This is a genomic window from Pseudomonas sp. 22490, from assembly GCF_052044465.1.
Taxonomy (GTDB): Bacteria; Pseudomonadota; Gammaproteobacteria; order Pseudomonadales; family Pseudomonadaceae; genus Pseudomonas; species Pseudomonas aeruginosa.
The window spans coordinates 197803-215832 of sequence record NZ_JBQENS010000006.1 but is presented as its reverse complement, the minus strand read 5'-3'; the positions used below and the strand labels follow the sequence as shown (position 1 = coordinate 215832).

Genomic DNA, 18030 nt, shown 5'->3' with positions numbered 1-18030 from the left:
CGTCCCGGAATCAGCCTTCGGCGGATTCGGCCGGCGCTTCCTCGACGAACTCGTCGGCGCTGGTGGCAGCGCCCTGCTTGCCGCGGATTACCGCTTCGGCCATCGAGTTCAGGTAGAGTTGCACGGCGCGGATGGCATCATCGTTACCGGGAATTACATAGTCGACGCCTTCCGGGCTGCTGTTGGTATCGACAACGCCGATGACCGGGATGCCCAGCTTGTTGGCTTCGGTGATGGCGATGCGCTCGTGGTCGACGTCGATCACGAACAGAGCGTCCGGCAGGCCGCCCATGTCCTTGATGCCGCCCAGGCTGCGCTCGAGCTTCTCGAGGTCACGGCTGCGCATCAGGGCTTCTTTCTTGGTCAGCTTGTCGAAGGTGCCGTCCTGGGACTGGGTTTCCAGGTCGCGCAGGCGCTTGATCGACTGACGGATGGTCTTGTAGTTGGTGAGCATGCCGCCCAGCCAGCGATGGTCGACGTACGGCATACCGCAACGAGCGGCTTCCTCGCGAACGATCTTGCCGGCGGAACGCTTGGTGCCGACGAACAGGATCTTGTTCTTGCCAGCGGCCAGGCGCTCAACGAAGGTCAGGGCCTCGTTGAACATCGGCAGGGTCTTTTCGAGGTTGATGATATGGATCTTGTTGCGCGCGCCGAAAATGAACTTGCCCATTTTCGGGTTCCAGTAACGGGTCTGGTGGCCGAAGTGCACACCGGCCTTCAGCATATCGCGCATGTTGACTTGGGACATGATAGTTCCTCGATAAGTCGGGTTAGGCCTCCACGCATCCCAATGACCAACCCTTGCGGGCACCCAGGCCATCGTGTCGATGCATGTGTGGGTTTGTGCTCCGAAAAAGGCCGCAGCCTCGGAGCGGGGCGCTTTATACCATAACCGTGGACGCAGTGAAACCCGCCGCGGATGGCCGGGCGGGAGTAGATCGGTCGGTCAGGTCTGCTAGAATCGCGTATTCCTTATTATTCATGCGTGCTTGCACGCCCGAAGAGAATTCGCATGACCGTCACCATCAAGACGCCCGACGATATCGAGAAGATGCGCATCGCCGGCCGCCTGGCCGCCGAAGTGCTGGAAATGATCGGCGAACACATCAAGCCCGGCGTGACCACCGAGGAGCTGGATCGCATCTGCCACGACTATATCGTCAACGAGCAGAAGGCGATTCCCGCCCCGCTGAACTACAAGGGCTTTCCCAAGTCGATCTGCACCTCGATCAACCATGTGGTCTGCCATGGCATCCCCAACGAGAAGCCGCTGAAGGAAGGCGACATCCTCAACGTCGACATCACCGTCATCAAGGACGGCTACCACGGCGACACCAGCAAGATGTTCCTGGTCGGCAAGACCCCGGAATGGGCCGACCGCCTCTGCCAGATCACCCAGGAATGCATGTACAAGGGCATTTCCGTGGTGCGTCCGGGCGCGCACCTGGGCGATATCGGCGAAATCATCCAGAAGCACGCGGAAAAGAACGGCTTCTCGGTGGTCCGCGAATACTGCGGCCATGGCATCGGCAAGGTGTTCCACGAGGAGCCGCAGGTCCTCCACTACGGTCGTGCGGGTACCGGCATCGAGCTGAAGGAAGGCATGATCTTCACCATCGAGCCGATGATCAACCAGGGCCGCCCGGAGACCCGCCTGCTCGGCGACGGCTGGACCGCGATCACCAAGGACCGCAAGCTGTCCGCGCAATGGGAGCACACCGTGCTGGTCACCGCCGATGGCTACGAGATCCTCACCCTGCGCAACGACGAAACCTTCCCGCGCACCTCGGCAGCCTGATCCGGCCCGGCTTTTGCTGCCAGCCGTGCGCCTCGACGCCCCGCCCCATTCCGGCGGGGCCGACGCCCCGATTCGGCGCAGCGCGCGCACCAATACAGCGCAAAAACGCACCAAGACGGGGCGCTCGCGTATCGAACCCAACCGCTAGCAGATAAAGGAAGGCCGCATGCCGCAGGTGGATCCCGAATTGTTCGATCGCGGGCAGTTCCAGGCGGAACTGGCCTTGAAGTCCAGCCCGATCGCCGCCTTCAAGAAGGCCATCCGGCAATTCCGCGAAGTGCTCGACAACCGTTTCAACAGCGGCCGCGACATCCGCCGCCTGATCGAAGATCGCGCCTGGTGCGTCGACCAGATCCTGCAACAGGCCTGGCAGCGCTTCGACTGGGGAGACGACGCCGACATCGCCCTGGTCGCCGTGGGCGGCTACGGCCGCGGCGAACTCCACCCCTACTCCGACGTCGACCTGCTGATCCTCCTCGACAGCGAGGACCAGGAGAGCTTCCGCGAACCGATCGAAGGCTTCCTCACCCTGCTCTGGGACATCGGCCTGGAAGTCGGCCAGAGCGTGCGCTCGGTGCAGCAGTGCGCGGAGGAAGCACGCGCCGACCTGACGGTGATCACCACCCTCATGGAGTGCCGCACCATCTGCGGCCCTGACAGCCTGCGCCAGCGCATGCTGCGGGTTACCGGCAGCGCGCACATGTGGCCGAGCAAGGAGTTCTTCCTGGCCAAACGCCACGAACAGCAGCGCCGCCACGCCAAGTACAACGACACCGAGTACAACCTCGAGCCCAACGTCAAGGGCTCCCCCGGCGGCCTGCGCGACATCCAGACCATCCTCTGGATGGCCCGCCGCCAGTTCGGCAGCCTCAACCTGCACGCCCTGGTGCGCGAAGGCTTCCTGGTGGAAAGCGAGTGCAGCATGCTGGCTTCCAGCCAGGAGTTCCTCTGGCGGGTCCGCTATGCCCTGCACATGCTCGCCGGGCGCGCCGAGGATCGCCTGCTGTTCGATCACCAGCGCAGCATCGCCCGTCTGTTCGGCTACGAAGACAACGACGTCAAGCTGGCGGTCGAACGCTTCATGCAGAAGTACTACCGGGTGGTGATGGCGATCTCCGAGCTGAACGACCTGATCATCCAGCACTTCGAGGAAGTCATCCTGCCCTGCGAGCAGCCGGTGCAGATCCAACCGCTGAACAGTCGCTTCCAGTTGCGCGATGGCTACATCGAGGTGACGCACCCGAACGTCTTCAAGCGCACCCCGTTCGCCCTCCTGGAAATCTTCGTGCTGATGGCCCAGCACCCGGAAATCAAGGGCGTGCGCGCCGACACCATTCGCCTGCTGCGCGACAGCCGACACCTGATCGACGACGAGTTCCGCCACGACATCCGCAACACCAGCCTGTTCATCGAGCTGTTCAAGAGCAGCCAGGGTATCCACCGCAACCTGCGGCGGATGAACCGCTACGGCATCCTCGGTCGCTACCTGCCGGAGTTCGGCCATATCATCGGGCAGATGCAGCACGACCTGTTCCATATCTATACGGTGGACGCCCACACCCTCAACCTGATCAAGCACCTGCGCAAGCTGAATCGGCCGGAGATGGCCGAGAAATATCCGCTGGCGAGCAAGATCATCGATCGTCTGCCCAAGCCGGAACTGATCTACATCGCTGGCCTCTACCACGACATCGCCAAGGGCCGTGGCGGCGACCACTCGGAACTCGGTGCGGTGGACGCCGAGGCCTTCTGCCAGAGCCACCAGTTGCCGCTCTGGGACACCCAACTGGTGTCCTGGCTGGTGCAGAACCATCTGGTGATGTCGACCACCGCGCAACGCAAGGACCTCTCCGACCCGCAGGTGATCTTCGATTTCGCCCAACTGGTCGGCGACCAGACCCACCTCGACTACCTGTACGTGCTCACCGTGGCCGACATCAACGCCACCAACCCGACGCTCTGGAACTCCTGGCGCGCCAGCCTGCTCCGGCAGCTCTACACCGAGACCAAGCGCGCCCTGCGCCGCGGCCTGGAGAACCCGGTGGACCGCGAGGAGCAGATCCGCCAGACGCAGACCGCGGCCCTCGACCAACTGGTACGCAACGGCATCGACCAGGACGATGCCGAGCAGTTATGGAGCCAGCTCGGCGACGACTACTTCCTGCGCCACACCGCCGGCGACGTGGCCTGGCACACCGAGGCGATCCTCCAGCACCCGGACGACGGCACGCCGCTGGTGCTGATAAAGGAAACCACCCAGCGCGAGTTCGAGAGCGGTTCGCAGATCTTCATCTACGCCGCCGACCAGCACGATTTCTTCGCGGTCACCGTGGCCGCCATGGACCAGCTCAACCTGAGCATCCAGGACGCGCGGATCATCACCTCCACCAGCCAGTTCACCCTCGATACCTATATCGTGCTCGACGCCGACGGCGACTCCATCGGCAACAACCCGGAGCGCATCGCCGAGATCCGCGAGGGGCTTATCGACGCGCTGAAGAACCCCGACGACTACCCGACCATCATCCAGCGCCGGGTGCCGCGCCAGCTCAAGCACTTCGCCTTCGCCCCGCAGGTGACCATTTCCACCGACGCGTTGCGCCAGGTCTCGGTGCTCGAAGTCATCGCCCCCGACCGCCCAGGCCTGCTGGCGCGGATCGGCGGCATTTTCCTGGATTTCGACCTGTCGGTGCAGAACGCCAAGATCGCCACCCTCGGCGAGCGCGTGGAGGACGTCTTCTACATCACCGATGCGCGCAACCAGCCGCTCGCCGACCCCGACCTGTGCAAACGCCTGCAGGCCGCCCTGGTCGAGCAGCTGTCACAAGACAACGGACGGGACACCCTGCCTACCCGGATAAACTTCTGAGAAGCCTTGCCAACGCCATGAATACCGCACTCGACAACCTGCAGCCCTACCCCTTCGAGAAGCTCCGCGCCCTGCTCGGCGGCGCCCGGCCGCCCGCGACGCTGAAGCCGATCGCACTGTCCATCGGCGAGCCCAAGCACCGCTCGCCGAGCTTCGTCGCCGAAACCCTGGCGGAGAACCTGGACCAGCTCGCGGTCTACCCGACCACCCTCGGCCTGCCGGCCCTGCGCGAGGCCATCGCGCGCTGGTGCGAGCGGCGCTTCTCGGTACCGGCCGGCTGGCTGGATGCGGCGCGCCACGTACTGCCGGTGAACGGTACCCGCGAGGCGCTGTTCGCCTTCACCCAGACCGTGGTCCGCCGCAGCGAGCCCGGCGAGGCGCCCGGCCTGGTGGTCAGCCCGAACCCGTTCTACCAGATCTACGAAGGCGCGGCGCTGCTCGCCGGAGCCGTGCCGCACTACCTGCCCTGCCGCGAGGAAAACGGCTTCAACCCCGATTTCGACGCGGTCGACGAGGCGACCTGGCAGCGCTGCCAGATTCTCTTCCTCTGCTCGCCGGGCAACCCTACCGGGGCCCTGGTACCGCTGGAGACCCTGAAGAAGCTGATCGCCCTGGCCGACCGCTACGACTTCGTGATCGCCGCCGACGAGTGCTACAGCGAACTCTACTTCGACGAAAACGCCCCGCCGCCCGGCCTGCTCAACGCTTGCGCCGAGCTGGGCCGCACGGACTTCAGCCGCTGCGTGGTGTTCCACAGCCTGTCCAAGCGCTCCAACCTGCCCGGCCTGCGCTCGGGCTTCGTCGCCGGCGACGCGGAGATCCTGAAGAAATTCCTCCTCTACCGCACCTACCACGGCTGCGCCATGCCGGTGCAGACCCAGTTGGCGAGCATCGCCGCCTGGAACGACGAGGTCCATGTGCGCGCCAACCGCAGCCTCTACCGCGAGAAATTCGACGCCGTGCTGGCGATCCTCGACGGCGTGCTCGACGTACAGCGCCCGGACGGCAGTTTCTACCTGTGGGCACGTACCCCGGTGGACGACACCGTATTCACCCGCGAACTGTTCGAGCAGCAGCACGTGACGGTGGTGCCGGGTTCCTACCTGTCGCGCGAGGTGGACGGCGAGAACCCCGGCGCCAACCGCGTGCGCATGGCCCTGGTGGCACCACTGGCCGAGTGCGTCGAAGCCGCCGAGCGCATCCGCGACTACCTGCGGGCGCGCTGAAGCCTGCGCGGAGAAACGAAAAGGGATCGCCGCGGCGATCCCTTTTCGTTCACACCCAGCGGGCGAAGCGATTGGTCAGCCAGCTTTCCTGCTGGTCCAGCTCGCGCAGGATGTCGCCCAGGGTCTCGTCGTCGATCTCGTTGTTACGCCGCTGCCGGTACAGTTCCAGGCGCTGCGCGCGCAACGCCTTCAGGCGCAAGGCCTTGTCGGCGATCTCCAGGGCTTGGGCCTGGTCGCGGGCCTCATCGGTGGTCGGTGCGGTATCCAGCGACTGGCGGTATTCGGCCATGATCTGCGCACGCGCCTCGGCGACCCGCGAAGTATTCGCCGCATCGTTGCCTTCCACCTGCGGCAGTTCCTCGCTCTCCAGGGCCCGGATCGCCGCCTCCGCGGTCTTGCGCCAGGCCTCACGCCGCTCGCGCTCGTGGGCGCCATTGTTGCTCGCCGGCAGCCCGCGCAGCAGCAGCGGCAGGCCGATGGTCGCGCCGATCAGGGAAATCAGGATCACGCTGGTGGCGATGAAGATGATCAGGTCGCGCTGCGGGAAGGCGCTGCCATCCATCAGGCTCATCGGTACCGACAGCACCGCCGCCAGGGTCACCGCACCACGCACGCCGCTCAATGCACTGAGGGCGGAGAGACGGCGCAGGGAGATGCCGCTCAGCCCGGGCGGGCTTTTGCCGCGCCAGCGATCGATGCGCAGCGACAGCTTCCAGTAGCCATAGACCCAGCCGTAGCGGATCAGCATCAGCACGGCGGTGATCGCCGCCACGTAGGCCAGCAGCAGCGAGGAACGCCAGAGCAGGTCGCCGTGGTGGTTGGCCACCGACTTCATGATGTCCGGCAACTGCAGGCCGAGCAGCAGGAACACCACGCCGTTGAAGGCGAACTCCAGCATCGACCAGACGCTGCGGTTGAGCAGGCGCGTGGAAGTCTGCCGCGGCAGCAGGTCGACCCAGCTCTGCATCATGCCGGCCGCCACCGCCGAGAGAATCCCGGAGACGCCCAGGTGTTCCGCCACCATGTAGGAGGCGAACGGCAGCAACAGCATCAGTACCACGTGGGTCGCCGGGTCGTCCCAGCCACGGGAGATCATCCAGGCGCGGATGCGGCCCAGCGACCAGCTGAGGAACACCCCGATGGCCAGGCCGCCGACCGCGACCAGGAGGAAGTTGAGGCTGGCGTCCACCAGCGAGAACACGCCGGTCATCGCCGCGGCGATGGCGAACTTGAATGCCACCAGGCCAGAGGCATCGTTCATCAGCGCCTCGCCCTCCAGCAGGTGCATCAGGCGCTTGGGCAGCCGCCCCTGGGTGATCGCCGAGACCGCCAGGGCGTCCGTGGGCGACAGCACGGCGGCGAGGGCGAAGGAAGCCGCCAGGGGAACTTCCGGGATCAGCAGATGGATGAAATAGCCGGCGCCGACCACGGTGAAGAACACCAGGCCGAACGCCATCATCAGGATCGGCCAGCGCATCCGCCAGACTTCCCGCTTGGGAATACGCCAGCCGTCGACGAACAGCAGCGGCGGAATGAACAGGAAGAGGAACAGCTCCGGGTCGAGGGCAATGTGCAGTCCGAGGGACGGCAAGGCCAGCAGGGCCCCGGCGGCGATCTGGATCAGGGGTAGCGGCAAGGGCAGCAACTGGGCAGCCAGGCGGGTGGCGCCGACGACCAGCAGCAGGGTCAGAACGGTGTACACGGTTTGCATGAGGGCGGGGATCTCCGGCTTCGTCCCTGGACGATGCGACTGCGCCGATTGCACCATCGCGATCGGTAGGCAGCTATCCGACATTCGCACAATCCGTACGGTCTTTCCTAGCCCCGCCGCTCTACCCCGCGCGTCCGCCCCCTCCGCGGCGACGACCGGGGCGCCCGGCCAAGGTTCCCGCACTAGTACATCCGAGCTATTTCATAGCGGTGCGAGACGCTCCTACACTCCCCTTCAGTCCAGGCCCGCCGTAGCGTCGGCCAGGACGACGCCCCGAAGGAGTACGGGGTGCAGCGCCCACTCAGACAAAGGAATGCCGCCATGACAAGCAAGGGACTTACTTCCGCACTGCTGCTCGCCTCGATGTTCGCCGCCACCTCCGGCTGCCTCCAGCAGAACGCACTGACCCAGGGCTACCGCACCACCCAGCCCGGGCAACCCGGCCAGGCTCAGGTCGCCTCCGCCAACACCCCTTGCACCCCCAGCGCCACCAATGACCTGATCGCTACCGGTCGCAGCCTGCTGGACATCACCACCAACCTGATCAAGACCCGCAACCAGATGAGCGACGGCGGCAGCATCATGCGCGACGTCGACGACGTGCAGAAGGTCGGCAAGGGCCATGCCGTACTGGACAGCGTCGAGAGCATGACCGGCGGTCCGCAGCAGCCCTGCGGCTAAGCGCACCACGACGATTCATCCCGGACAGCGAGCCCCCGCACGCTGTTCTCCCCCTGAGCCTCGCCTACCCGGCGGGGCTTTTTTTGTCCTGCGCCAAACAGCCGCCGCCCCGCATCAAGGAACTCGCCCATCACCCGGCCATGCAGACCAGGCCGCTTCGAGTCCCGTTCGTCACCTGTGCAAGGCGTCTGGAACGCGACTATTGTCCGACGATCGAAGTGATGGCAATGTAGAATTACACCTTTGGATGTAGTCGTTTCGGGTAGGTCGCGAGATGGAACGAGCTTTTTCCCCTACCGCGGAATCGCGGAGCAGCGGCCCATGAGGCGCGCCGAGATGCTGTTGCTGAAGAGCCTGGCTGAGACACTGATGGCCGACCGGGACAACCGCCACGACGACTTGCAGGCGACCATGCGGCTGGCGCACCTGAGTTCGCCGGAGATGATCCTGTACATGGTCAACCGGGTGCTCGAGCTCGAAGAGAGCATCGAGCGGATCGCCGCGGTTCTCCAGAAACTCTCTGCGGACGAGCCGATGCCCCTAGAGGAAACGCCGCCCGAACCAGCCTTCGAACCGGCCCTGCAGTCCCGCGCCACCGAGACCGCGGAAACCTAGCGGCGGGCAGGCCGCTACACCAGCACCTGGCGAGTGCTGGCGATCAGCGCATGCACCTGTCGCTCCACCTGCTCCGCCACCGGCACTTCGGGCCCCCGCCCCTCCGGGCAGGGCAGGTTCGGCGTGGTGCCGAACAGCCGGCAGATCAGCGGACGTTCCTCATAGGCCTCGCAGCCGTTCGGTCCGAGATGGACGCAGTTCCACTCGGCCAGGGCGGCGTCGTGTTCGGCCTCGCTCTTCACCGGCAGGCGGGCCATCTCTTCCGACGAGGCGGTAACCGGCCCGCAGCAATCGTGGCAGCCGGGCTTGCAGGCGAAGCCCGGTATCTGCAGGCGTAATTGGTCTATCTGGCGACCGATGCAACTCATGGGAAATCTCCTCGGCGGGGGAAGGATTGTACAGCGCGGACCGGAGCATTCCGAAAGTACCGGTAAGGATGCTCTCCAGCGAGCCGAATCGACCTGTTCAACCTGCGCTCTCTCCGTTCCCGGCCAGGGAAACAGCCCGGCTCCCTGTCCGCCCGCCCGTCCACGGCTATCTGCCGTCACGCCGCTCCCGAGCGCGGTAGCCCCGAGACCGCACAGGGGCGGAACGACGTGGCATAATCCGGCGATCACCTTTCGGCGACCTATCGGCAGGGCCCGGGAAGACCCGGGCCTCGGGAGAAGCAATGACCTACGTTCTCTACGGCATCAAAGCCTGCGACACCATGAAGAAGGCTCGGACCTGGCTCGACGAGCACAAGGTCGCCTACGACTTCCACGACTACAAGACCGTCGGCATCGACCGCGAACACCTGCGGCGCTGGTGCGCGGAGCACGGCTGGCAAACCGTCCTCAACCGCGCCGGCACCACCTTCCGCAAGCTCGACGAAGCGCAGAAGGCCGATCTCGACGAAGCCAAGGCGATCGAGCTGATGCTGGCCCAGCCGTCGATGATCAAGCGCCCGGTGCTGGAACTGGGCGGCAGGACGCTGGTCGGCTTCAAGCCCGACGCCTACGCCGCCGCCCTGGCCTGAACGGGAGGCCGCATGAGCATCGCCTGGGCCCTGTTCGTACCCGCCTGCTTCGCCCTCAACCTGGCGCCGGGGCCGAACAACCTGCTGTCGCTGAACAACGCCGCGCGGCACGGTTTCGCCACCGCCTCGCTGGCCGGCGGCGGGCGCCTGCTGGCATTCGCCGGCATGCTCGCCCTGGCCGCCTCCGGGCTGGCGCTGGTGCTGCACACCTCGGCCTGGCTGTTCCTGGCGATCAAGCTGCTCGGCGCTGCCTACCTGTTGTGGCTTGCGGTGCAATTGTGGCGGGCCGATGCGCAGCCACTGGCGAACGAAGCCAGCCCGGTGCGTCCCAGCCTCTGGCGCCTGGGGCGCCAGGAGTTCCTGGTGGCGGCGGGCAACCCGAAAGCGATCCTGATCTTCACCGCCTTCCTGCCGCAGTTCGTCGATCCCGGCCAACCGCTGGGCGCCCAGTTCGCCCAGCTCGGCGCGGCATTCCTGCTGCTCGAATGGCTGGCCATCGCTCTTTATTCCTATGCCGGGCTCCACCTCGGCCGGCTGCTCGCCGGCCAGCGGGCCCGGCGTCTGTTCAACCGCGGTTGCGCCGCGCTGCTCGGCAGCGCGGGACTGGGCCTGCTGCTCAGCCGCCGTCCGGCCTGACCGTTCCACTCCGTTTCGAGGAAACCCACATGTCGCAATCCCTGTTCAGCCTGGCCTTCGGCGTCGGCACCCAGAACCGCCAGGAAGCCTGGCTGGAAGTGTTCTACGCGCTGCCGCTGCTCAAGCCTTCGAGCGAAATCGTCGCCGCCGTCGCACCGATCCTTGGCTACGCAGCCGGCAACCAGGCGCTGACCTTCACTTCGCAGCAGGCCTACCAGTTGGCCGACGCCCTGAAGGGTATCGACGCCGCTCAGTCGGCCCTGCTCTCGCGCCTGGCGGAAAGCCAGAAGCCGCTGGTCGCCACCCTGTTGGCGGAAGACGCCGCGCCGTCCTCCACCCCGGAGGCCTACCTCAAGCTGCACCTGCTCTCCCACCGCCTGGTCAAGCCGCACGCTGTGAACCTGAGCGGCATCTTCCCGCTCCTGCCGAACGTGGCCTGGACCAATATCGGCGCGGTGGACCTGGCCGAACTGGCCGAACTGCAACTGGAAGCGCGACTGAAGGGCAAGCTGCTGGAAGTCTTCTCCGTCGACAAGTTCCCGAAGATGACCGACTACGTGGTCCCGGCCGGCGTACGCATCGCCGACACCGCCCGCGTGCGCCTGGGCGCCTACATCGGTGAAGGCACCACGGTGATGCACGAAGGTTTCGTCAACTTCAACGCCGGCACCGAAGGCCCGGGCATGATCGAAGGCCGCGTATCCGCCGGCGTGTTCGTCGGCAAGGGGTCGGACCTGGGCGGCGGCTGCTCGACCATGGGCACCCTTTCCGGTGGCGGCAACATCGTCATCAGCGTCGGCGAAGGCTGCCTGATCGGCGCCAACGCCGGCATCGGCATCCCGCTGGGCGATCGCAACATCGTCGAGGCCGGCCTGTACATCACCGCCGGCACCAAGGTCGCCCTGCTCGACGAGCAGAACGCCCTGGTGAAAGTGGTCAAGGCCCGCGACCTGGCCGGTCAGCCCGACCTGCTGTTCCGCCGCAACTCGCAGAACGGTGCGGTGGAGTGCAAGACCAACAAGACCGCCATCGAGCTGAACGAAGCGCTGCACGCGCACAACTGAGCCCAGCTCGCCTCCCCGCTCGCCCGACGGTGCTCGCCAGCGCCGCCGGGTGCGCTACCCTTTCCCCTGTAACCGTCCTCGCACAGTGTCCGCCATGTCCCTGCCGTCTCCCTGGCGCGCCGACTTTCCGGCCTTTTCCGCCTTCGCCGCGGAAGGCCTGACCTACCTCGACAGCGCCGCCACCGCCCAGAAGCCACAGGCCGTACTCGACGCCCTGAACGGCTACTACCTCGGCGGCGCCGCCAACGTCCACCGCGCCCAACATGTCCCCGGCGAGCGTGCCACCCGGGCCTTCGAGGCCGCGCGCAGCCGCGTCGCCCACTGGCTGCACGCCGGCAACCCGGCCGAGGTACTGTTCACCCGCGGCACCACAGAGGCGATCAACCTGGTGGCCTATGGCCTGGAGCGGCATTTCCGGCCTGGCGACGAACTGCTGGTCAGTGCCCTGGAACACCATGCCAACCTGCTTCCCTGGCAGCAGTTGGCCCTGCGCCGCGGCCTGGTCCTGCGCGTGTTGCCGCTGGACGAGCGCGGGGTGATCGACCTGGAGCAGGCCCGCCATATCATCGGCGAGCGCACCCGCCTGCTGGCGATCAGCCAGTTGTCCAACGTTCTCGGCACCTGGCAACCGGTGGTGGAGTTGATCCAGCTGGCCCGCGAGCGCGGTGCCTGGACCCTGGTCGACGGCGCCCAGGGCAGCGTCCACGGACGCCACGACCTGCCGGGCCTGGGCTGCGACTTCTACGCATTCTCCGGCCACAAGCTCTACGGCCCCGACGGCATCGGCGTGCTCTGGGGTCGCCCACAGGCCCTGGAGCAACTGGCGCACTGGCAGTTCGGCGGCGAGATGGTACGCCACACCGGCTTCCACGAAGCCAGCTTCCATGCCGCTCCGCTCGGCTTCGAGGCGGGCACCCCGGCGGTTTCCGCGGCGATCGGCCTAGGCGCGACCATCGACTGGCTGGCCACCCTGGACGAAGCCGAAGTCGCCGCCCACGAAGGCGCCCTCCACGCCCGCCTGCTCGCCGGCCTGCTGGCGCGCGACGGCGTCAGCCTGCTCGGCGAACCGCAGGCGGCGCTGGCCAGCTTCTGCGTCGACGGCGTGCACGTCGCCGATCTCGCCCACCTGCTCGGCGAACAGGGCATCGCGGTGCGCGCCGGCCACCATTGCGCGATGCCGCTGCTGCAACGCCTCGAGGTACCCGGCGCCCTGCGTGTCTCGCTGGGCTTGTACAACGATGCCGACGACCTGGAGCGCTTCTTCCTGGCCCTCGACCGCTCACTGGAGTTGCTGCGATGAACCCGGTTCTCCCCGAACAGGCCCAGGAGGCACTGGACGCCTTCGGTCACACCGCCAGTTGGGAACAGCGTGCGCGTCTGCTGCTGCAATGGGGCGAGCGCCTGGCGCCGCTCGCGGAACACGAACGCCAGGAAGAGCATCGCGTGCACGGTTGCGAAAGCCTGGTCTGGCTGCTCGGCGAGCAGCGCGACGGCCACTGGCGCTTCCGTGCCGACAGCGACGCGCGCCTGATCCGCGGCCTGCTGGCGGTGCTGCTGGCACGGGTCGACGGCATCGAGACCCGCGAGCTGGCGCGCCTGGACCTCAACGACTGGTTCACCTGCCTGGGTCTTTCCCGCCAACTGTCGCCCTCGCGCAGCAACGGCCTGAACGCCGTGCTGCAACGCATGCGCGAACTGGCCGGCCAGACCGCCGGCTGAGCCCGCTCAGCGCGCCAGCAGCTCCGGCAGGTGCCGGGCCAGGGCGCGGTAGCGGTCCTCTTCGATCCGATAGGCCCAGTCAGGATGGGCGGCGACCTCGCCCTCGGCGAAGCCCTCGACGCTCTTCGGCAACAACCAGTATTGCTCGCCCTGGCGCCGAATCTCGCCATCCAGGCGCGCGCCGGAAAACGTCCGCAGGCTGAACGCCAGGAGCAATGGCGCCTGTCTGAATCCCACCTGCGCCAGCGGCGCTACATCGGCGAAACGCAGGTCGGCGAACAGCGCCGCCGCGCCGTTGGCCGCTGCCTCATAGGCCAGCTTGCGCCCTGTGGGCAATTGCCGGACCTGCAGGTTCGGCTGCCCGGCGTCGTCGCGATAGAGATCCAGGCGTTCGCCCTTCGGATAGCGCAGTTGCAGTTCGCGCACCCGGGCGAAGGGCAGCGTGGCGATCCGCCGGTCGAGCCACTCCAGCTCGTTGTTCGGCAACGGCAGGCGCTTGTCGATCAGCCAGGCCTGCGGGTCGCCCAGTCGTCGTACGAAGCTACCGCCATGCTGCGCATCCTTGCCCACCAGCAGCACCAGAGGCTCGTCGGACTGCCAATGCAGGCTCAGGCGTAGCGCCTGCCCCTCGCCACGCTCCGCCAGGCCAAGCAGCGCGCGGTTCTTCGGGTTGGCGCTCTTCGCCTCGACCTTGCGCGCCTCTGCCAGTGCCTCGAGCAGCGCCGACAAGCGTAGCCGGTCGGCCGGATAGTCGGCCTTGGCCGGCAGGACCCACGCGCCCGCACGCCGCTCGACCCGGATATCCGGCGAACCGTCGGCAAACTGCATGTGCAGGCCACTCAGCGTCGCGCTGTCCAGTTCCGGCAGCCAGCGCTCTGCCGCCGGCAAGGCAGGTACCTCGGCTGCGCGCTCGCGCTGCAGCCAGGCGAAGGTTCCGGCCAGCGCCGCCACCAGCGCCAGCAGGACGATCAGCGTATTGCGCCGCATGCGTCAATGCCCTCCCCGGGCCATGCGCCGGCGCCGCCAGAGCCAGCCGAGCAGCACGCCGACCGTGAGCAACGAGGGAACCAGGGCGATATTGACCAGCTTCAGGGTGCGGCCCAGTGCGTCGATATCGGCGTTCAACTGGTACTGCACCTCGCGCAGCTCCTTGCGGATGCGCAGCTTCTCCTGCATGTACTGGCGCACCGTGGCCTGCTGTTCGGGCGTCAGTTCGACGGCCTTCTCCGGGTCGGCACCCTGCTGGAGGGCGGCGAGTTGCTGCTCGGTATCGGCGAGGCGCTGCTTGAGCTGCTCCTCCTTCTGCCGGAAGCTCGTCTCGGCCTCGCGCTGCAGGCGCTCGACCACCACGAACGGCCGGCTGAACCGGCCGCGGGAGCGCACGCTGATCAGCGCGTCGGTGCCCGACAGGTTGTCCAGCGCGTTGACCACCAGCGCGCCGTTGTCGGCCCAGGGCTGCGGCACACGCTGGCCGAAGAAGTCCTGCACCTGGACCCACATGCGATCGCTGAGCAGGTCGGTATCGGCCACGACGATGACATTGATGTTGCGCGCCTCCTTCAGGCCTTCCCGATGCCCCTCGATGCCCTCCGCGAAGGCACTCTTCGCCGGCCCCTGGATACGGGCGGCGAGAGTATGCCGCCGGCCGCTCGGGCGCAGCTCGCGCATCAGATCGCCGGGGTCGCGCAGCAGGCCGAAGCGCGAGGCATCGAACGGCATCGCCTGGGCCGAGCTTTGCAGCAAAGGCGTGAAGCTGGTGCTCGCTCCGGGGAGCCTTTCGAGGATGCCGGGCGTCGCCAGGGTCAGGCTTTCCAGGCCGGCAGTGGCGATGTCGTCCTGGTCCAGCGCCTCGCGCGGCAAGCTGAGCCAGGCCGGATGCCGGGCCGGACGCTGGTCCCGGCCAAGACTGATGGACATCGCATAGGCGCCATCGCCGAGCACCTTGCCCGGCAGCAGCCGCAGCCCCCAGGCCTCGAACAGCGGCGCGAGGTCGGACGACTTGTCGCCATCCAGCGTAGCGGCGAAATCGCTGCCGCTGTCGGCCTCGCTGAAGGGGTCGACGAACGCCAGCAGCTTGCCTCCGCGCAGGACGAACTGGTCGATGGCGTATAGCGTCTGCTCGGGTAACTGCTTGGGATGCACCAGCAGCAGCACCGAGACCTCCGGCGGGATTTCCGTGGCATCGCTCTTGAGGCTGCGCAGGTCGAATTGCTGGCGGATTTCCTCCATGACCATCCACGGCGAGGTCGGCTGCCGGCTGGCCATGTCGAAGCCGCCATTGAGCGGCAGCGACGACATCAGGCCGACCACCGGCCGCTGCGGCTGGGCCAGGGTCTGCACCAGGCGACTGATGTCGTATTCGAGGAACTCCTCCTGATCGAGCGGGAAGAAGGGTATGACCTGGACTCCGTCCAGGGCGTTGCTGCCGGCCAGGCCGAAGTACAGGTTGTCGCCGCCCTGCTGCAGGGGAATTCCTTGCAGGCCGAACTCGGTGGCCTTGTCCTCGTTCTCGGAGAACGGCTCGGGATCGATCACCTGCAGGCGAATCCTGCCGTTCGCCTCGCCCTCGTAGGCGCGCAGCAGTTCCTCGACGCGCCTGGCGTAGTTGCGCAGCGGCACCAGTTCCCGGGCACCGCTATCCGAATAGAAGAAGTACAGGTTGATCGGCTCGTCGAGGCCGGCCAGGATCCGCTTGGTGCCGGGGCTGATGGTGTAGAGCTTCTGCTCGGTCAGGTCGAGCCGCGCGCCGCTGAACAGCAGGCCGGAGACCATGTTGAAGGCCAGGAATGCCAGCGCGATCAGCAACAGCCCGGCGCCAGAGGACAACACGCGTTTCATCGACTCCCCCTCATTCGGCTTTCTTCAGCTCGACCGCCACCGCCGTGGCGGCCAGCCAGGCGACGATCAGGCTGACGAAATACAGCAGGTCGCGCAGGTCGATGACGCCCTTGCTGACGGCATCGAAGCGGGTCAGCAGGCTCAGCGAGGCCACCGCATCGAGCAACCACTGCGGCGCCCACTGGCTGAACGCATCGAGCACCAGCGGAAAGCCGCTGAGCATGAACAGGAAGCAGGCGGCCACGGCGAGGATGAAAGCGATCACCTGGTTCTTCGCCAGGGCCGACATGCACGAACCGATGGCCAGGTAGCCGCCGGCCAGCAGCCAACTGCCCAGGTAGCCGGCGAGAATCGCACCGTTGTCCGGCTCGCCCAGGTAGTTCACCGTGAGCACCATGGGGAAGGTCAGCAGCAGTGCGATTCCGGCGAACGCCCAGGCGGCCAGGAACTTGCCGGCCACGGCTTCGAAGCGGGTCAGCGGCAGGGTCATCAGCAGCTCGATCGAGCCGGACTTGCGCTCCTCCGCCCACAGGCGCATGGCCAGCGCGGGAACCAGGAACAGGTAGAGCCAGGGATGGAAGGCGAAGAAGGAGGCCAGGTCGGCCTGGTTGCGTTCGTAGAAGTTGCCCAGGTAGAAGGTGAACACGCCCGCCAGGACCAGGAAGATCACGATGAACACATAGGCCAGCGGCGTGGCGAAATAACTCGCCAGCTCGCGCTTGAAGATCACCGGCAGTTGCTTCATGCCTCCGTCCCCCGGGTCAGGTTGCGGAATACCTCGTCGAGCCGGCCGCGCTCCACGTCCAGTTCGCGGATCCGCCAGCCGCGCTCGGCGACCAGCCCGCTGACCTGGGGGAAGATTACCGCGCCCGGCTGCGCCAGGACGGTCAGGCTGCCTTCGGCGGGGTTCTCCTCGATGCCCGCCACGCCCGGCAGCACCGCCAGCGCCACGGCATCCAGGGGCTCGTCGCTGTAGAGCGTCACCGCCTGGTGGTAGCGCGAGCGGCTGGCCAGCTCCAGCGGCGTGCTGTCCGCCAGCAGCCGCCCGCCGCCGATCACCAGGGCGCGGCTGCACAGCGCCGAGACTTCCTCGAGGATATGGGTGGAGATGATCACGATGCGCTCCTGCGCGAGGCCGCGGATCAGTTCGCGGACCTGGTGCTTCTGGTTCGGATCGAGCCCGTCGGTGGGCTCGTCGAGCACCAGCGCCCGCGGTTCGTGGAGGATCGCCTGGGCCAGGCCGACACGCCGGCGGAAGCCCTTGGAGAGGGTTTCGATGGTCTGCCGGCGCACCTCGTCCAGTTCCAGCAGCCCCAGTGCCCGGGCGACCCGCTCGCGCTTGCCGGCACCACGGTAGCCACGGATCTCGGCGATGAAATCGAGGAAGCCCTGCACAGTCATTTCCGCGTAGCAGGGCGAACCTTCCGGGAGGTAGCCGATCAGCCGCTGCGCCTGCAGCGTGCGGTTGCGGATGTCGAAGCCGAAGATGCTCGCGGTGCCGGCGCTGGGCGCCAGGAAGCCGGTGAGCATCTTCATGGTGGTGGACTTGCCGGCGCCGTTCGGACCGAGGAAGCCCAGTACCTCCCCCGTCTCCACCTGGAAGGACAGGTCGTCCACCGCCACCCGCGAGCCGAAGCGTTTGCCGAGGTTTCTTGTTTCGATCATGGTCCCCTACCTGTTCCGGCGGCCGCCGCCATGTCCGGCCAGGGCCGCGAAAAACGCGCAGGGACTATAGCCGAAGCGCCCCGCCGCCTGGCAATACGGGGCATCGGGAGAACCTTGGCAAAACGTGACAGAACCCGAACGCCTGCCGAAGGTTCTACATTCGCAACCTGTTCGCCGCCGTTCGCCG

Annotated in this window: 17 protein-coding genes; 10 read left to right on the top strand and 7 right to left on the bottom strand. The window is 66.8% G+C overall.

The window, feature by feature from the left end:
- Nucleotides 1-10: 10 nt before the first annotated feature.
- Nucleotides 11-751, bottom strand: a complete 741-nt coding sequence (gene rpsB, locus ACTJJX_RS09220; protein ID WP_003092394.1) for a 30S ribosomal protein S2 — start codon at nucleotides 749-751, stop codon at nucleotides 11-13.
- A gap of 264 nt (nucleotides 752-1015) precedes the next feature.
- Here rpsB and map point away from each other — a divergent pair, with 264 nt between their 5' ends.
- The 3 genes from map to dapC all read left to right on the top strand — a co-directional run bounded on the left by map (nucleotide 1016) and on the right by dapC (nucleotide 5896).
- On the top strand, nucleotides 1016-1801 hold the full coding sequence (map, locus tag ACTJJX_RS09215) for a type I methionyl aminopeptidase (protein ID WP_003092395.1): 786 nt from the start codon (nucleotides 1016-1018) through the stop codon (nucleotides 1799-1801).
- Between the two features lie 166 nt (nucleotides 1802-1967).
- Nucleotides 1968-4670, top strand: a complete 2703-nt coding sequence (locus ACTJJX_RS09210; protein ID WP_003098610.1) for a [protein-PII] uridylyltransferase — start codon at nucleotides 1968-1970, stop codon at nucleotides 4668-4670.
- A 17-nt stretch (nucleotides 4671-4687) separates the two neighbouring features.
- Nucleotides 4688-5896, top strand: coding sequence for a succinyldiaminopimelate transaminase (dapC, locus tag ACTJJX_RS09205; RefSeq protein WP_003092403.1), 1209 nt, complete (start codon nucleotides 4688-4690; stop codon nucleotides 5894-5896).
- A gap of 49 nt (nucleotides 5897-5945) precedes the next feature.
- Here the strand turns inward: dapC and ACTJJX_RS09200 are convergent, their stop codons facing one another.
- Nucleotides 5946-7691, bottom strand: coding sequence for a Na+/H+ antiporter (locus ACTJJX_RS09200; RefSeq protein ID WP_004345486.1), 1746 nt, complete (start codon nucleotides 7689-7691; stop codon nucleotides 5946-5948).
- 237 nt (nucleotides 7692-7928) lie between these two features.
- Between ACTJJX_RS09200 and ACTJJX_RS09195 the strand changes: the two genes are divergently transcribed.
- Nucleotides 7929-8288, top strand: a complete 360-nt coding sequence (locus ACTJJX_RS09195; RefSeq protein WP_003092416.1) for a hypothetical protein — start codon at nucleotides 7929-7931, stop codon at nucleotides 8286-8288.
- A gap of 321 nt (nucleotides 8289-8609) precedes the next feature.
- The gene (locus ACTJJX_RS09190) at nucleotides 8610-8903 is read left to right on the top strand and encodes a hypothetical protein (RefSeq protein ID WP_003098613.1); all 294 of its coding nucleotides are present in this window, start codon (nucleotides 8610-8612) and stop codon (nucleotides 8901-8903) included.
- A 14-nt stretch (nucleotides 8904-8917) separates the two neighbouring features.
- Here ACTJJX_RS09190 and ACTJJX_RS09185 read toward each other — a convergent pair whose 3' ends face one another.
- Nucleotides 8918-9271, bottom strand: coding sequence for a YkgJ family cysteine cluster protein (locus ACTJJX_RS09185; RefSeq protein ID WP_003098616.1), 354 nt, complete (start codon nucleotides 9269-9271; stop codon nucleotides 8918-8920).
- A gap of 302 nt (nucleotides 9272-9573) precedes the next feature.
- On the opposite strand from ACTJJX_RS09185, the gene ACTJJX_RS09180 reads away from it, so the two are divergent.
- The 5 genes from ACTJJX_RS09180 to ACTJJX_RS09160 all read left to right on the top strand — a co-directional run bounded on the left by ACTJJX_RS09180 (nucleotide 9574) and on the right by ACTJJX_RS09160 (nucleotide 13340).
- The gene (locus ACTJJX_RS09180; RefSeq protein WP_016852528.1) at nucleotides 9574-9921 is read left to right on the top strand and encodes an ArsC family reductase; all 348 of its coding nucleotides are present in this window, start codon (nucleotides 9574-9576) and stop codon (nucleotides 9919-9921) included.
- Nucleotides 9922-9933: 12 nt separating this feature from the next.
- Nucleotides 9934-10557, top strand: coding sequence for a LysE family translocator (locus ACTJJX_RS09175; protein WP_016852527.1), 624 nt, complete (start codon nucleotides 9934-9936; stop codon nucleotides 10555-10557).
- A 29-nt stretch (nucleotides 10558-10586) separates the two neighbouring features.
- On the top strand, nucleotides 10587-11621 hold the full coding sequence (dapD, locus tag ACTJJX_RS09170) for a 2,3,4,5-tetrahydropyridine-2,6-dicarboxylate N-succinyltransferase (RefSeq protein WP_003092431.1): 1035 nt from the start codon (nucleotides 10587-10589) through the stop codon (nucleotides 11619-11621).
- A gap of 94 nt (nucleotides 11622-11715) precedes the next feature.
- Entirely contained in the window at nucleotides 11716-12921 is a 1206-nt protein-coding gene (locus tag ACTJJX_RS09165) for a cysteine desulfurase (RefSeq protein WP_003098634.1), read from the top strand.
- Nucleotides 12918-13340 (top strand): SufE family protein, encoded by a 423-nt coding sequence (locus ACTJJX_RS09160; RefSeq protein WP_003092439.1) that lies wholly within the window; start codon nucleotides 12918-12920, stop codon nucleotides 13338-13340. The genes ACTJJX_RS09165 and ACTJJX_RS09160 overlap by 4 nt, the downstream gene beginning before the upstream one ends.
- A gap of 6 nt (nucleotides 13341-13346) precedes the next feature.
- Here the strand turns inward: ACTJJX_RS09160 and ACTJJX_RS09155 are convergent, their stop codons facing one another.
- Genes ACTJJX_RS09155 through ACTJJX_RS09140 form a run of 4 tightly spaced genes read right to left on the bottom strand, consistent with a single transcriptional unit; the run spans nucleotide 13347 to nucleotide 17843 of the window.
- A complete protein-coding gene (locus ACTJJX_RS09155; protein ID WP_016852526.1) occupies nucleotides 13347-14327 on the bottom strand; it encodes a DUF4340 domain-containing protein in 981 nt (326 codons plus the stop codon).
- Between the two features lie 3 nt (nucleotides 14328-14330).
- On the bottom strand, nucleotides 14331-16178 hold the full coding sequence (locus tag ACTJJX_RS09150) for a GldG family protein (RefSeq protein WP_016852525.1): 1848 nt from the start codon (nucleotides 16176-16178) through the stop codon (nucleotides 14331-14333).
- Nucleotides 16179-16188: 10 nt separating this feature from the next.
- Nucleotides 16189-16923: an ABC transporter permease gene (locus ACTJJX_RS09145; RefSeq protein ID WP_003117479.1), complete on the bottom strand. Its 735-nt coding sequence runs from the start codon at nucleotides 16921-16923 to the stop codon at nucleotides 16189-16191.
- On the bottom strand, nucleotides 16920-17843 hold the full coding sequence (locus ACTJJX_RS09140; RefSeq protein ID WP_003122138.1) for an ABC transporter ATP-binding protein: 924 nt from the start codon (nucleotides 17841-17843) through the stop codon (nucleotides 16920-16922). The genes ACTJJX_RS09145 and ACTJJX_RS09140 overlap by 4 nt, the downstream gene beginning before the upstream one ends.
- Nucleotides 17844-18030 lie beyond the last annotated feature (187 nt).